Source organism: Myxococcus dinghuensis (assembly GCF_024198235.1).
GTDB classification, from domain to species: Bacteria; Myxococcota; Myxococcia; order Myxococcales; family Myxococcaceae; genus Myxococcus; species Myxococcus dinghuensis.
Window position 1 is genome coordinate 42,260 of record NZ_JAKCFB010000001.1, and the last position, 14,368, is coordinate 56,627.

Consider the following 14,368-nt stretch of genomic DNA (forward strand, 5'->3'; position numbering starts at 1 on the left):
AGCCGGCGGGGAGGCAGACCCTACGCTGGCCCGGCCTGGGAGGAAGCACCTTCGGCGCAGACTGTCCGGAGTCGTGCGAGAAGGTGCGGGGACAGGGGCTCAGAAGGATTGACGCAGGGCCGTCACCGGTTAATGTGAAGAAGTCGCGGTCGCGGTGACCGCGGTCGCAACATGTAGGACCTGTCGGGGGTGACCTGGTTTCGACGGGGGCATAGAAGTTCGAGACGCGTGCCGAGCTTGCTTGGTAGCTCGTAAATCCCACTAGGCGAGAACACAAAAGCCAACGACAACGTTGAGCTCGCGCTGGCTGCCTAAAAACAGCTCTTAGTGCGCGGTCCCCCAGCCCTCGGCCCGTGGGGTTGGGATCGACCGTCATAATGCGGGCTGGCCGCCGAGGGTGCCTGGACTCGAGGTGGCGAGACCTATCCAGGACCGGCTCTAGGAATCCTGTCCGTGGGAGTCCTGGGGACGTAGCAAATCGCGGACTACGCACGTAGGGTCGAAGAGCGGAAGGCTTTCGGACGTGGGTTCGATTCCCACCGCCTCCACTGAGTGAAGCCCAGCAGCCGCAAGGTTGCTGGGCTTTTTCTTTGGCCGAGAGTCACCGGTGGAGCCGGTGGTTTGGGCGGTGCGTCCTAGCGCGATGCGTTCGCCTCGCGCGCAGCGGGCGGAGCAATCTCCGTCACCTGGATGCCCGTATCGCCCATGTTCCGGAGCACCTCGACGAAGCGCTCGCTCGCGATGGTGCAGGCCGGGTTGTGCCGGAAGCGGAACACGTCGGCCTCTGGCAGCGCGTCACGGTCCAACCACCAGCGGTAGGGCTCAAGGCCCCGCCGCTGCGTCCCGCACACGGGGCAGGGCTCCCCCACCAACTCGGGGCGGCACTCGGGAGCGTAGTCCCCGCCCACGCCGAGCTCCAACTCCAGCAGCGGCGGCACGTCCCGCCCGACCTTCAGCGCAGTGGGCACGGGCTTGATGCCGCAGAGTCCCGCGGCGAGGAGCCGCTTCACGCCCTCGGGCTGGGCGTAGAGGTTCCACGGCGCATCCATCGCCACAGGCGGCGGGAGTCCACGCACCCTGCCGACCAGCGCCCCCATCTCCGTCCCTGGCCGCACGACGGCACCCGGCGGCATGAGGGAGAGGACCCGGTCACGAAGGCGGACGTACTCATCCCAGGGAGCCAGGCGGGCCCGCCGGTATTCGCGCTCCTCGAGCAGTCCTGACAGGTCCACGCTCGGGTAGTTGAGCGCGATGGTCGCGCCGCCTGCCTCGCATCTGGGACATTCCGTTCCCGGTAACCCCCAAGGGCGCTTGCCGGTGATGCCCCATCGCCACTTCGTCGCCCCTGCATCGGAGGTCGGGCCCAGTTCGTAGTAGCGCATCACCCGTCCTCCGCCAGCCGCATCTTCGCGGTGAGTTGCTGCCAGTACGACATGGGCATTCCAACGAGTCGGTACTTCTGGATCATGCCCCCAGCGAACTCGAAGAGTCGACGCCGAATCTCTCCGCGCGGAAGGCCAGCTTCGCGTTCGCGTTCCAGCCTCCAGATGTGCGCCTCCCACTCCGCATTCCATGGTGCGCCTCGCTCGCCGCTGTGGAGCGCCTTGTGGCGTTTCACGTCGATGGCGAAAGCGAACTCGTGGATGTTGATGCCCTGACGGTTGAAGTAGGCCTCGAATGCCCGGGGGAAGATGTGGTGTTTCTCCTTCGGAGCTCGCTCCCACTCCGCGCGCGCCTTGCGGAGCGCCTTCGTTGTCGGCAGTTCCTCGGGGCGCTCTATGTGGAAGACGAGGACCGGCTCGCGGCCGGGCATGAGCTGGGGGGCGCCCCAGTAGCGCTGGGGTGAGGTGCCGACGCCTGCCATGGGGGCGGCTGTGCCGGCAGTGCGGAAGGCCATCGGTGCGGATGACACGTCCTCGCATCGGTACAGTCCGCAGGTGTCACCGTCGCAGGCCAGGGTGATGCATCCCTCGTCGTCGTCCTCCTCGGCCGCCTCGGCGCAGGCCTCCGCGGAGTCGTCCTCGCGCGGCAGGTCCAGTCGCCCAGCGACGGGAGCCGACGCGCAGCCAACCAGCAGGAGCAGCAGCACTACCCACCACGAACGCAACACCGCCATGGAAGTCCCCCCGGACATGTCGTCCTCACGGCATGCGCGCCTCGGCCTCAAGCACACGGGGGGCGCCGCAGAAGGGCCGTCGCGCACGCGAACGCGCGGGACGATAGCAGCGCAGTCGGGCGTGGAAGAGGACCCACGGGGGCGAGGGATGCCGTCATCACTTCTGCCCTGGCACGGAGGTCCACTGCGCGTCGAGACAGACGACGCCCGAGCAACTGCGTGGCAAGCGCATCCGCGACGACGACCACCGCGCCATGCGCCAACTCCGAGGCGTGCCAGACCCGTGAGGATCTGGGACGCAACTCGGATGGGCAGGTCGGCCACGGTGAGCCCTGCGACGTCCTCCATCCCCAGGGCCGCGGCGTGGGGGTGATTCCCAGGCATCCTCCGAGGTGAATCACTCGGCCGCGTACCCCCCTAATTTCAGGGACTACCCAGAGCCCCGGCGCTCAATCACCATCAGCGGCTGCCATCACTCGCGTGAGCAGGGCTGACGCAAGGCCAGGTGAGCCACGAGCCCCTGCGTCAGCATTCAGGAGACAGACCCATGACAACAAGGATGGCCGTACTCACGTTGCTCTGTAGCGCATGGATGTTCGGTTGTAGCGGGCAGCCAACAGCCTCGGATGACACGCAGGAGGTCATCGACAATCTCGTGAAGGCGGGGTTCCCGGCCAGTGACATCGAAGTCGTCGATGGCGTCGTCTACGTCGGAGGTGACGCCGCCGTGAGCCTCCAGGCCTCCCGCGAGATGCTCCAGACGGACAAGGGGAGCCAGGAGCAATACCGCACGACCAACCTCATCAGCGCGTCCGTGAAGAAGATCTGCGTCAACACCACCTCCACGTTCAACAGCTACTCCCGGCTGAGCCAGGGCCTCGACCTGGCCATCCAGAACTACAACCGACTGGGACTCGCCTTCACCATGGCGCGTGGCCCCACCACTGGCTGCAACGCCAGCATCACCATGGGCACCACGTCGGGCGCGGGCGGCTCCGGGGGCTTCCCATCCGGTGGCACCCCCTACAACACCATCAGCATCGGCACGGGCCTGAACACCGCCAGCGTGGATGTGAACGAACACATCATCACCCACGAGCTCGGCCATAGCATTGGCCTTCGCCACTCTGATTACTACAACCAGTCCATCAGTTGCGGTTCCGGCGGCAACGAAGGGGCAGGCGTGGGCGCCGTCCTCATCCCTGGCACGCCGAGCATCGCCACGGTGGGTGGTTCCATCATGAACACCTGCACTCCGACGACCACGACTGGCGAGTGGACGAAGAGCGATGTCACGGCGTTGAACGCGCTCTACGCGGGCACCTTCCCTCAGCCCTGGCTGTCCATGGCGAACCTTTCGGGCATCGCGGGCTCCGTCCAACAGTGGAGTCTCGACGTCCCCGCCGGAAAGCCGCACGTGACGTTCAAGGTCAGCGATGGCGTGGGGGACGTGGACCTCTACGTCAGATTCGGCGAGCAGCCGACGACGACCGTCTACGACTGTCGAGCAAGCCGCGGCGGCGACAACGAGTTCTGCACGTTCACGTTTCCGCAGGCAGGCAGGTACCACGTCAGTCTCAACGGCGCCTCGAGCTTCTCGGGAGTCAGCCTGACCGGTACCTACGACGACCCTCCTCCTCTTTGCCCGCTCTATCCCTGGCCCTTCCCCTTCAAGATCCCGCCTCCTCCGCCCCCGCCGCCCTGGGACCCGCTCTTCGATATCGCTGACAGCTTCGTCAGCCACTTCAATTACTGGACGGTTGATGTCCCCGCGGGCCAGTCGGCGGTCACGTTCACGCTCAGCGGGGGGCTGGGAGACGCGGACCTCTACGTCAACTACGGCTCGGCCCCGACGACGACGACCTTCCAGTGTCGTCCGTACACCACCGACAACAACGAGACCTGCACGTTGACGGCACCTGCGGCGGGCACCTACTACATCGGCGTCCACGCGTACTCGGGCTACTCGGGCGTCGCCTTGACGACCGCATTCTCGGCTGGACCGTGACCGCCGGTCTCCGCCTCGAATGCTGTGCCTCGGCCCGGACTCCGGGCCTGGGCGACGGCGTCAGCGTATGGAAGCCGCGTGAGGTCAGGACCCGGCGCAGGTCGTCTCGCGTCGTGTCCTCGAGGATGAAGAGGATGTAGCCATCCCCACCTCCAGCACCGGACTGCCTGCCCACGCAGCCGTGGGCGGCAGCCACGGCCTGGACGTGGATGGAGGTGACGAGCGGTCGGGGATGTACTCGGCCACCACGTCGACATCCCCCGTCTGTGGTATCAGCCCCGCGACGTTCACCGTGAGGCCCAGGGTCATCGTCTGGCCACGCGCTGTCGCCGCGACCTCGATGCGACACAGGGCCGCGGTCGAGCTGCCCCACTGCGTAGAGGGGGACGTGGGCGCGGCGAAGATGCTCGAGGGGCAGTTGCTCGTCCACTGGTAGCTCAGCGGGTCGCCATCCGGGTCGGTGGCGGTCACGCTCAGGGCGATGAAGGGCGCGATTCAATCCCCGACCCGACAGGGTTCAGCGGGGTCGTGTCCCCGCGTCGGCGGCGGGCGCCAGGGATTGAAGCCCCAGGAGCGCGTCCTTGATCTGAATGTGGTCGGGAGACAGTCGCGCACGGCTGATGACGAGTGAGCGCTCGTAGAGGGCCCTGGCCTCCGCGGGGTTTCCGGACCGGACCTCGACGACCGCCAGCAGGTTGAGCACCGCGCCGATATTGGGATGGTCCCGCCCCAGGAGCTTCTCGCTGGTCCGCAGGGATTGCTCGAGGTGGCGTCGGGCCTCCTGCTGCTCTCCCATCGCGCTTTCGATCGCGCCCAGGGTGGAGAGCGATACGGCGGTGTCCTGGTCATCCTCTCCGCGCAGGGCGAGCCACTCCGCGTACCCCTTCCGCGCAAGAGCCTTCGCACCGGCCCTGTCCCGCTGGTCGAGCAGCAGGGAGGCGAAGTTGTCGATGACACGCGCGCGTTCCTCGGACGGGGACTGCTCGTCCAGCAACGCAAGCAGCGCCTCATAGGTCTTGCGCGCCTCCTGGAGCCTGTTGGCGAAGTGGTAGGCCGTCGCGAGGTTGTTCATGGCCTTGCGCCGCAGCTCCGGCGCGTCCGAGTCCGCACAAGCCGCGAGCCCCTCGACCGCCTTTTCGAGGAGGGGAATGCCCCGCTCGGGAGCGCCATGTCGACGGTAGGCGACCGCGAGATTCATCGTGTCGTTCAACACCTCGATGTCCTGGGCTCCGCGATACCGCGTCCACAAGGAGATCGCGTCCAGCAAGGGCTTCTCCGCGTCCATGAACCGGCCCGCGCGCTGGGCCTCGCGCGCCTGCGCTTCGAGCTGCCTCGCCCGCTCGAACTCCTTCTTTGGCATGGGTTGGAGTGGCTTGGGGCTTGCCAGCAACAGCAGCGCGACAAGTGGGGTCAGGGTCATCCGTGTTGCATACCATGCCGTGACGACGCGTCCCCCACGGCCCGCCCTGAAACCAAAGCCTCCATACCCCACGGAGTTCCGTGCATGAGTCGTCGAACTGGCGAGGGCGGGAAGGACGAGCAGCGCGCGGGCCGCGAGGCCCTCCAGAGGCGCCTGCTGGTGGACCGGCTCCTCGTCGCAGTGACAGGCACGTCCTGGGCGGTACGAGACTCCAGGGGAACACCCATTTCGAGCCGGCGCACAAAACGGCACAAGAGTCCAACGCGTCGCTCCACACTGTCGGAGGCCGCGCCCCGAACAGCGTATCCCTCCTCCCTGAGTCGACCCGGCCGTAGAATCCACCGCATGGCCACCACAACCATGGTCGCCCCCGTTGCTCGGAGGTATTCGTGAAGAAGGTCGTGCTTGCCCTTGTCGCCGTGCTGTCCATCGCCGGACTCGTGATGGCGGGGGCGGACTTCCGCCAGCGATGGGAGGATGACGACCGCGGGCTCCAACCAGGCGGGCTCCTGGGGTTCGCCATCCCCAACAATCCGCTGCCTGGGCAGGACACGCCCCCGTGCCCCGAGGAAGTGAGTGGAGACCCCGTGGTGGCGGTACGCGGCGGATGCTGGGTGCGGGTGGAGCTGTGGCTCCGAGACTGCAGCTCTGTCGGTTACACGCACGAGGACGGGTGTTACGTCCCCGCGAGGACGCGACAGGCGCGCGTTCCGCCAGAGTAGCCACTCCAATCGCGACGAGGCCCGCCCCAGGATGCAGGAGCGGGCCACTGACATGCCCTGCGGACTTCGGACCTGATGCTCAATCGCGGTCGGCCCTCCTTATCGCTCGAAGCGCACCGTCACGGAGTCGAACACCTCGACGTCCTTCCCGCTGACGCGGACCAGGTGGCTCTCGAAAGCCACGGGCCTGACGCGGAGGTCTCCCACCGTGTGCACATTCGTGTTCCTGGCGACGAACCGCGCGGCCACGAGCGTGCCCATCACCATTCCCACGCAGCCCGCGCACTTGGGGGCTCGGTATACGAACACCGTACCCCCCTCGATCTGGTTCGAGTCGTTGAGTCGTGACTTCGGAACGGCGATGAACAACCGGTCGTCGCTGCCGGGAATGTCATAGACCGCGCCCAGGCGGTCGCCGCTGATGCTGTCGACGTTTTCGTCCACCGGGCGAAGCCTGACTTCGGTGAATCCGACGGTGTCGAGCGCCGGGTTGACCCGGACGAGTTCTTCCTTCTTCGTCCATCCCAGCCAATGGAGCTGCGGGAGGTTGTAGTTGTCCGACGGATAGCGGCCCATGTACGTGCTCGAGTCGCCATACTCGACGGGCTTGCCGGTCGTACCGTCTCGTCCGTTCCCGTGCGCGAGGCCGAGAATGTGCCCGGTTTCGTGGGCGTAGCTCCGGAACAGGTTGTCATTGAGGTAGATGGCTCGCGTCCCAGCCCTCGAGGAGGGGCACAGCCCGGTGGGCATCACATACACCGTCATGAAGGCGTTCGACTGGGCCTTCCGGACGGCGTCGGCTTTGACGGTGTCGCAGTGGGTGCCCGTCGCCTGCACGATTTGCGAACCGACGCGCTGCAAGCCCACCTGGTTTCGAGACGAGGTGGCGAGGTACGTGTTCAGTTTGTCGGCGTTGGCTTGGATGGAACTCAAAGAAGGTGTCGTTCGTCCAGCGACGGTGACGCGGACGAGCTTGATGGTGTGCTGCTGATTGATGGCACCCAAGGTGCTTTGGCTGTTGTAGTTCTGGACGCACGTCGACTCCGCTGCGGCACAGTCGTAGCGGTAGGGCGACGGCGGGGCCTCGACGTCTTGCAGGCGGAATGAACGTACGGTGTCGTTCGCGCTCGCGCCGCTCTCGAACGAGGTCTCACAGAGATTCGTGTCGGTCTCGACAGTGACCGAGTCCCCGGTGCAACCCGCGACGGCATGGAGCGTCACGGTCTTCCCGAGCGGCACGTCGACGAAGGAGGCCCCTGCGGCCTGTGCAAGCGCGTAGCAGCCGTTGGACGCTGCTTCGAGGAGAACCTCGGAGTCGCCGTAGCAGTCCTCCCGCAATCGAACAGGTGGCGGACGCCGGGTCACGAGCTGCGCACGAAGCGTGGGCCAGTTGGCCGCCGTGCAGGTTCCTGACTGCACCGCATCGAGGAAGGAGCCATCCTCCAGCGCCGGGTGCTCGTACGTCTGACACTTCTCCCAGAGTTCGCTCCAGTGATCCCAGTCGCACGTCCCCGCCTTGGCATACGTCTCGATACACGAGAGCGAGGCTTCGAGTTCCGGAGATGCGACTCGCTGGCGGGTGGACGCGACGGACGCTTCCGTGCCGGTTTCACCGTTGCACCCGGTCACCCAAACGCCGCACAGCATCAGACCTGTCATGAACCGCTTTCGCATGCATCCCCCTCTCGTGACCCATGGCCACGAGGAACCTCGAGATTCGGGCAGGGAGTGACTGTTTCGGTGTTCCGGGGGATTCGCAAGGAATCATTGGTAAGCTGCTATTGGGTCTGAAGGCCCTACGCGGGGTCCAATCGCCACGGTGCGGCATGCCCAGCGGGTGTGTCTGTGGCATCGCCTCCCACAGCGGTCCTGTCTGCGCATCTCTTCGAGAAGGGCCGTCCCAAGGAGTTGTCGATGACTGGCATCATCTGAAGTCCAGTCGCGAGAAGAGATTCCAACCCGTGCCACGACCCACGAGGTCGCTGGAACTCAGCGGGACCGAGGTCACTCCAGTCGTCCCCTCGGGCGCGGCGTCCTGCCTGTCTTGCTCCTGTGTGAAGTGGTTCGCTAGGCTCCCTCGTCAGTGCTTTGAAATAGGGGGAGTTCAAGGTGCTCAAGTCCAAGGAGAAGGCCGGGAAGCCTGCGGAACAGGGCAGGAAGCCTGCCTCCGCCGAGCGTCCCTTCTCCCACTTCGTCGAAGCCAGCGCCGGTGCAGGGCTGCCGCGCTACCTCCTTCAAGGCGCCCCCTCCTCACAGGCTCCCGCGTCTTCAGCCTCCCGGGAGGCGAGCACCGCGCAAGGGCTTCCTCGTTACCTGCTCGGTGGCTTGCGGGTTCAGGCGAAGCTCTCCGTCGGCCCGCAAGGAGACCCTTCAGAACGGGAGGCGGACCGCGTCGCGGATGCGGTGACACGCTCCTCGACCACGCCTCGCCCCATCTCCTCGCGACCCGCGGGCAACACCGTGCAGCGCAAGTGTGATTGCGGCGGCACGTGCGCGTCCTGCCAGGGCGACACGCGGGTGCAAGCCCAGGCCCTCCCGGGCCGCACGCCCTCGGACATCGACTCCTCGCTGCCGTCCTCCAGCCCTGGCGTGCCCATGGCCTCCTCCGTGCGCGAGCGCATCGAGCCGGTGCTGGGCGCGGACCTCGGCCATGTCCGCGTCCATGAGGACTCCGAGTCCCGTGGAACGGCACGCGAACTCGGGGCGCGGGCCTTCACGCACGGTTCGCACATCTTCCTGGGGCCGGACCAGCACGCCGACGATGTCGCGCTGCTGGCCCACGAGGCGACTCACGTCGTCCAGCAGACAGGCTCCGAGAGTGGAGCGCATCCGGACGTGCAATTGCTGGCGGAGGGAAACACCACGCAGGACGGCGAGGCTCCGAGGCAGCGCATCCTCGGGCGCATTCGCACCGAGCTCGGCGACGACGCCTCCACCAGCCTGGACGCGGTCTCCCGCCGCGCGCCCGAACAGTCCGCCACGCCCTCTGGCGCTTCCTCCACCGCGACCCCGTCCACTTCCTCGTCCACCATCGACCGGAGCGAACTCGCGACGCGGCGGGGAGAACTGGAGCCCGCCGCGCGGCCGGACGTGGACCGTGCCGCGGAGGTGTCACCCCAGGTCTCGCAGGCCGCACAGCAGACGACCGTCGAGGCGGAGACCCCTGGCGCACCCGTCGCCGCCACCGAGGCTCCCGCGAACGCACCCAAGGGGAAGGGCAAGTCCCCCGTGCTCGCCGCCGCGGAGGCCGCCAGCGCCCAGGCGGACGCGGCCTTCTCCGCCGCCGAGAGCCAGCCGCAGCCCTCCGGACTCGCCTCCGTCGTTCCGCCGAAGCCCGTGGCCCCCGTCGACGCGCGTGGGGCGCCCGTGGCCATGGACCCCTCCGCCGATGGGGCCCTCGTCGGCGTCGCGGAGCAGGCGCAATCGCTGCGCGACGAAGGACTCAACCTCCGCCAGCACGCCGCCGAGGAGCGCGCGAACGCGGAGACCCTGCGCGGCAACCTGCAACTGGTGGAGCAGGGCGTCTCCCAGGCCGAGCAGGGTGTCGCCACCTCGCAGGGCCACCTGTCCTACCGCCGCGAGGTGACGGAGACGGCTCGCCAGTCGCTGGACGTCTCCCGCGAGAAGGCACGGACCGTGGCGGAGCAGGCGCCAGGCTTCGCGTCCCAGGCCGAGGAGGGGCACGCGCAATCCGGCCCCATGGCCTCGGAGGCCAGCGGACTGGCGTCCGAGAGCAGCAGCGCCGCGTCCGATGACGCCGAGGCGGCCGAAGCCGCACAGGAGCAGAGCGGGAAGCTGAACAAGGTCAACTCGGACCTGACCAGCACCGACAGCGCCATCACCCAGACGCAGGCGCGCGCGGGCACGCTGCAACAGGAGGCCGCGCAGGCCACCCAGCTCAACACGGCCACGGACGCCCGGCTCACCGCCACCGAGACCACCCTCGGCGCCACCGAGGCGCGCCTGGGGCAGATGCAGGAGCAGAACGCCACCGCCCGAGGCAGGGCGGAGGCCCTGTCGGGCCAGCCCGATTCGCTCCTGCGGCAGGCCGGCGACCTCGACGCGCAGGGGCAGCAGATGCTGGACGCGTCGGAGGCCCTCGAGGCGCGCGTTCTCGGCGCCCAGCAGACGCATTCCTCCGCGCTCGGCGCGCTCCCCGAGGTCCGCGCGGCCGAACCCGAGGCGCCAGCCCCGGAGACGGCGGGGGGGATGCCCGAGGACTACCGGTACGAGGACCGCGCCAGCGTGGACCTCGCCTCGCGGCTGCCCTCGTGGTTCTCCGGGGCGGACCCGGTGTCCGCCGAACAGCGCGCCAAGGCCGAGCAAGACGAGCAGGAGCGGCGCCGTCGCGAGGTGCGCGAAATCGAGGAGATGGCAGGGGGTGACGTGGCCTCCATCGGGCCCGGCCAGCGCGCCTGGATCGCGCTGCGGATGACGGGCCGCCACCTCTTCTCCTCCGTCAAGGGCATCCGCTGGCCCGGCTGGGGACACCTGGCGCTGGGGCTCATCGACCCGCGCGGTCCGCTGATGGGCGTGGTCGGAGGGATGAGCATGATGCTCTCCGGCGGGGCCAACCTCCTGTCACTGCAGCAGTGGAAGCGGGACCCGCTGGGCAACCTGCTGAAGTCCGCGGCCGACATCGCCACCGGGTTGACCATCATCCTCGGCTCCATCACCGCGCTGGCGGGCGTCATCATCGCCATCATGGGGGCGCTCACGCTGTTGTCGCTGGGCACGTTGGCGCCGGTGACGGGGCCCGTCATCGCCTTCTGTGCATCCGTCATGGCCACCGTGGGCGGTTGGACGCTGACGGTGGGAGAGATTGCCCTGTTGCTCCAGGGGCTCGTGCTCATCAAGAACCTCATCGACGCGGCCGCCGCACAGACCGCGCAACAATTGCAAAACCAGTCCGACAAGCTCACCGCCGACGTGAGCAGCGCCGGCAACGTCGTCATGCAGATGGGCATGGCGAAGCTGGCGCAAGTGGGTGGGCGCGCGATGCAGGCGGAGATCTCCGCGGCGGGCGGAGGTGTCGGCTTCGCGCGCACCGTGGGCGGCGTGAGGACGACGGGGGCGGGGAGCTACGCGCGCGCGGTGGGGGGCGTGGTGCGCGGCGCGCCCTCGAAGATCGCCTCCGGAGCCCGGATGCTGGCCAGCCGTCAGGGCCGCTCGGAGATATGGCAAGGCGTCCGCGGGATGTTCAAGGGCGACGGGCAGACACCGATGAGCGCTCGCGAGGGCTTCTCGCGGGACTTCCTGGTGGGGCCTCGCTCCACCGCGGGCGAGGCCGGAGCCGCCGTGCCGCATGGCGTGCCGCCCGTGGATCCCGTGCGTCCCATCGCCGAGGCCCCGCCGCAAGCGCCCCCCGCCCCAGAGGCTCCCCCCGCCGCGCGACAGGCGACGGCGCCGCACGAGACCGCGCCCGCGCCGGAGGTCGCGCCCGCGCCGCACGAGACCGCGCCCGTGTCGGAGACCGCGCCCGCGCCGCACGAGACCGCGCCCACGCCGGAGCCCACGCCGCATGAGACCGCGCCCGTGTCGGAGACCGCGCCCACGCCGGAACCCGCGACGCCCGCGCCACATGAGACCGCACCCACGCCGGAGCCCACGCCCGCGCCGCGTGAGACCGCGCCCGCTCCAGAGACGGCGCCACATGAGCCCGCACCGCAGCCTCACGAACAAGTCCCTCCGCGAGAGCAGGCCCCCGCGAACGAGCAGGCACCCGTGGCTCGCGACGAGGTCCAGGCCCGGCGCCAGGCTCGCGAGGAGGCGGTGGCCGAGTCGGGCCGCCACGAGCACATCAACGGGGAACAGGTCCAGACGGAGCTGGAGCACATCGGCGAGAACCCTCGGCTCATCGAGGGCACTCCTCCCAACCGCCGCGCGAGGGTGGGCGAGCACGAGTGGCGCGAGGGACCCGATGGCCGGTGGTGCCGCTACTCGCTCACGCCCACGGTGTGCAGCACCAGTGGTCCGCCCGGCGTCAGCCCGGCCCCGCCGCGCTCCGTCGACGACGTGCGCGGTGAGATGAAGCCGCTGCGCGAGGCCGAGCGGAACGGCACGCTCACCGATGCCCAGCGCGAGCGCCTCAACCAGTTGGATCAGGAGCTCAACCGCCACTACCAGACGGTTCCGGGTGAGACCCCGGCGCAGACGGAGCGCAGGCTCTTCGACCAGCGTCCGGGCGAGACGTTGGAGCAGTACCGGGCGCGCATGGCCGAACTCGAGGACGAGGTGTTGGACGCCGCCACCCGGTCCGGCGGTGCCCCGGCCCTGGCGGAGCGCTATCAGCAGCTCCTCAAGCAGGCCGACGAGGACCTCGCCACGTTGACGCAGAAGCGCGCGGAGCTCGCGGAGGCGCGTGCCCAGTGGAAGGCGGCGGATGAGCGCTGGGTCAAGAACCGCGCGGCGTCGCGCCGGGGACAGATGGTCCCCGACGACCAGCACGTCTCCACCCGTCAGGTCGATGCCCTGGCCGAGCGCATGCGACAGCTCGAGCGGGATGTCCGTGGCCTGGAATCGCGCGGCTCGGCTCGCTCGGAGCGCTACCAGTTCGGGGACGTGGGCAAGGTGGAGCCCTGCTTCTCACCGGACACGCCCGTCCATACGCCCGGCGGGGCGCGGGCCATCGGCTCGCTGGAGGTGGGAGACGAGGTGCTCGCGTGGGACCCGGAGGCGCGCTCGGTGGTCCCCAGGGCTGTGCGGGAGGTCTACCGGAACGCGACGGAGGTCTTCATCCACGTCTCCGTGGCCGGAGGGCTCATCCGCGCCACCCGCGAGCATCCGTTCTGGCTGGAGGAGGAGCGGGTGTGGCGGGCCGCGAGTCTGGTGCGTCCGGGCGACGTCCTGCGCGGCCTCCACGGGCCCGTGGTGGTGGGCTCGGTCGCGGCCGTCGCGGTGGTCTCTCCCACGGTCAACCTGGAGGTGGAGGGGCTGCACAACTACTTCGTCGGCGCCCACGGTGTGTTGGTGCACAACGGCCGGACGAAGATGCCTGGCTTCGACGACCCGACGCGGCGGTCGACGCGCATCTACCTGGTCCAGGAGAAGATGCCGGATGGCTCCTGGCGCGATATCTATGTCGGCAAGACCTATCAGGGGAGCGCTGGCGACGTGACGACCCGCTTCGACCGGCATCTGGCGACCAAGCAGCGCTGGGCGGACCTGGCCGCGCTGGGGGAGCAGCGAGGCGAGGAGCTCATCCGGGTCAGGATGCTCCGCGAAGGCCAGTGGAATACGTTCGAGACGGCGGTCTGGGAGGAGCACTTCATCCAGCAGCATGGTGGACGCGCGGCGCTGGAGAACACCGGCGTGCCCATCACCCAGGACACCTTCAACGAGTACAAGAAGCAGGGACTCTTCCAGGGGTGCTAAGGAGACGCCATGGGGTGGTGGACCGTGGATGGCAGTACCGACGAACTGGGCGACGGGCCCGCGGACGTCATCGAGAGTCAGTTGGACCTGTTCGTCATGGGCACGCCGAAGTTGTCCTTCCAGTACTTCCTGGACTCGGCGGCCGCGGCGCTCCGGGAGGTGGGGGCACTCGTCGTGTCGGATCCGGCGTCGCTCGAGAAGGTGCGGCTGCGAGCGCGCTTCGCGTCCCCGGCGCCGGAGCTGGTGAGTGGAGAGCCCACGGACACGGAGTTGCAGGGGACCTTGTCGTCGGCGCTCTTCCGCATCATGGATGAGTACGAGGCGGGGCTCGGGCGCATGCCACGGCTGAGCGAGGTGCTCGGCACCTTCGCGTTCTCGCTGAGTGGCCCCTCCGAGCGCTTCTTCTCGGAATCGAAGGGGCTCCGGTTGCAGGGGCTCGTCGCGGAGCGCGGGTGAACTCGCCACCTCCACGTCTGCGGGTGGACCTGCGCCGCTTGCCCCGCGGGGTCCAGTACGCCCTCGCGCTCGGAGTGACGGCGCTGGTGGTGATGGTCGCGTGGCGGGACCGGGACGGTGCGCCCGCGCCAGCGTGGATGATGGACACGCTGGTCCCGATATTGAGCTGGCTGGGCCTGTTCCTGCTCGTGACGGGCGTGGTGGCTCGCCTGTGGGCCAAGAGACGCGGGATACCCCCGCCGCCTACCGACTCCTGACCTCCGAGGAACAAC

Annotated in this window: 10 protein-coding genes and 1 other RNA gene; 6 read left to right on the top strand and 5 right to left on the bottom strand. The window is 68.6% G+C overall.

Going from position 1 to position 14,368, the window contains the following annotated elements; genetic code table 11:
• Positions 1-185: 185 nt before the first annotated feature.
• Positions 186-551, top strand: a transfer-messenger RNA (tmRNA) gene (gene ssrA / locus LZ198_RS00180).
• 84 nt (positions 552-635) lie between these two features.
• Here the strand turns inward: ssrA and sitI6 are convergent.
• Together sitI6 and sitA6 are read right to left on the bottom strand one after the other, a co-directional pair.
• Entirely contained in the window at positions 636-1,382 is a 747-nt protein-coding gene (gene sitI6 / locus LZ198_RS00185) for a SitI6 family double-CXXCG motif immunity protein (protein ID WP_253969771.1), read from the bottom strand.
• Positions 1,382-2,116 carry a SitA6 family polymorphic toxin lipoprotein gene (gene sitA6 / locus LZ198_RS00190; protein WP_253969772.1) on the bottom strand — a complete coding sequence of 245 codons (735 nt, stop codon included), beginning with the start codon at positions 2,114-2,116 and terminating at the stop codon, positions 1,382-1,384. Before sitA6 ends, sitI6 begins: the two co-directional genes overlap by 1 nt.
• 547 nt (positions 2,117-2,663) lie before the next feature.
• Between sitA6 and LZ198_RS43360 the strand changes: the two genes are divergently transcribed.
• Positions 2,664-4,124: a M57 family metalloprotease gene (locus tag LZ198_RS43360; RefSeq protein WP_323381695.1), complete on the top strand. Its 1,461-nt coding sequence runs from the start codon at positions 2,664-2,666 to the stop codon at positions 4,122-4,124.
• Positions 4,125-4,208: 84 nt separating this feature from the next.
• On the opposite strand, the gene LZ198_RS00205 is transcribed toward LZ198_RS43360, so the two are convergent.
• Positions 4,209-4,595, bottom strand: coding sequence for a hypothetical protein (locus LZ198_RS00205; RefSeq protein ID WP_253969773.1), 387 nt, complete (start codon positions 4,593-4,595; stop codon positions 4,209-4,211).
• Positions 4,596-4,641: 46 nt separating this feature from the next.
• Positions 4,642-5,544, bottom strand: a complete 903-nt coding sequence (locus LZ198_RS00210; protein ID WP_253969774.1) for a tetratricopeptide repeat protein — start codon at positions 5,542-5,544, stop codon at positions 4,642-4,644.
• Between the two features lie 389 nt (positions 5,545-5,933).
• Here LZ198_RS00210 and LZ198_RS00215 point away from each other — a divergent pair, with 389 nt between their 5' ends.
• Positions 5,934-6,266: a hypothetical protein gene (locus LZ198_RS00215; RefSeq protein WP_253969775.1), complete on the top strand. Its 333-nt coding sequence runs from the start codon at positions 5,934-5,936 to the stop codon at positions 6,264-6,266.
• Between the two features lie 99 nt (positions 6,267-6,365).
• Here the strand turns inward: LZ198_RS00215 and LZ198_RS00220 are convergent, their stop codons facing one another.
• A complete protein-coding gene (locus LZ198_RS00220; RefSeq protein ID WP_253969776.1) occupies positions 6,366-7,940 on the bottom strand; it encodes a hypothetical protein in 1,575 nt (524 codons plus the stop codon).
• A 729-nt stretch (positions 7,941-8,669) separates the two neighbouring features.
• Here LZ198_RS00220 and LZ198_RS00225 point away from each other — a divergent pair.
• The 3 genes from LZ198_RS00225 to LZ198_RS00235 are packed head-to-tail and all read left to right on the top strand — an operon-like array spanning position 8,670 to position 14,353.
• On the top strand, positions 8,670-13,640 hold the full coding sequence (locus LZ198_RS00225) for an eCIS core domain-containing protein (RefSeq protein WP_253969777.1): 4,971 nt from the start codon (positions 8,670-8,672) through the stop codon (positions 13,638-13,640).
• A 9-nt stretch (positions 13,641-13,649) separates the two neighbouring features.
• Positions 13,650-14,096, top strand: a complete 447-nt coding sequence (locus LZ198_RS00230) for a hypothetical protein (RefSeq protein ID WP_253969778.1) — start codon at positions 13,650-13,652, stop codon at positions 14,094-14,096.
• Complete coding sequence (locus LZ198_RS00235) at positions 14,093-14,353, top strand: hypothetical protein (RefSeq protein ID WP_253969779.1); 261 nt, start codon at positions 14,093-14,095, stop codon at positions 14,351-14,353. Before LZ198_RS00230 ends, LZ198_RS00235 begins: the two co-directional genes overlap by 4 nt.
• Positions 14,354-14,368 lie beyond the last annotated feature (15 nt).

Excerpts from the sequence above, each read along its gene's own strand:
- LZ198_RS43360 (WP_323381695.1), top strand. The coding sequence starts at position 2,664 with ATGACAACAAGGATGGCCGTACTCACGTTGCTCTGTAGCGCATGGATG.
- LZ198_RS00210 (WP_253969774.1), bottom strand. The coding sequence starts at position 5,544 with ATGACCCTGACCCCACTTGTCGCGCTGCTGTTGCTGGCAAGCCCCAAG.
- sitI6 (WP_253969771.1), bottom strand. The coding sequence starts at position 1,382 with ATGCGCTACTACGAACTGGGCCCGACCTCCGATGCAGGGGCGACGAAG.
- LZ198_RS00230 (WP_253969778.1), top strand. The coding sequence starts at position 13,650 with ATGGGGTGGTGGACCGTGGATGGCAGTACCGACGAACTGGGCGACGGG.
- LZ198_RS00220 (WP_253969776.1), bottom strand. The coding sequence starts at position 7,940 with ATGCGAAAGCGGTTCATGACAGGTCTGATGCTGTGCGGCGTTTGGGTG.
- sitA6 (WP_253969772.1), bottom strand. The coding sequence starts at position 2,116 with ATGGCGGTGTTGCGTTCGTGGTGGGTAGTGCTGCTGCTCCTGCTGGTT.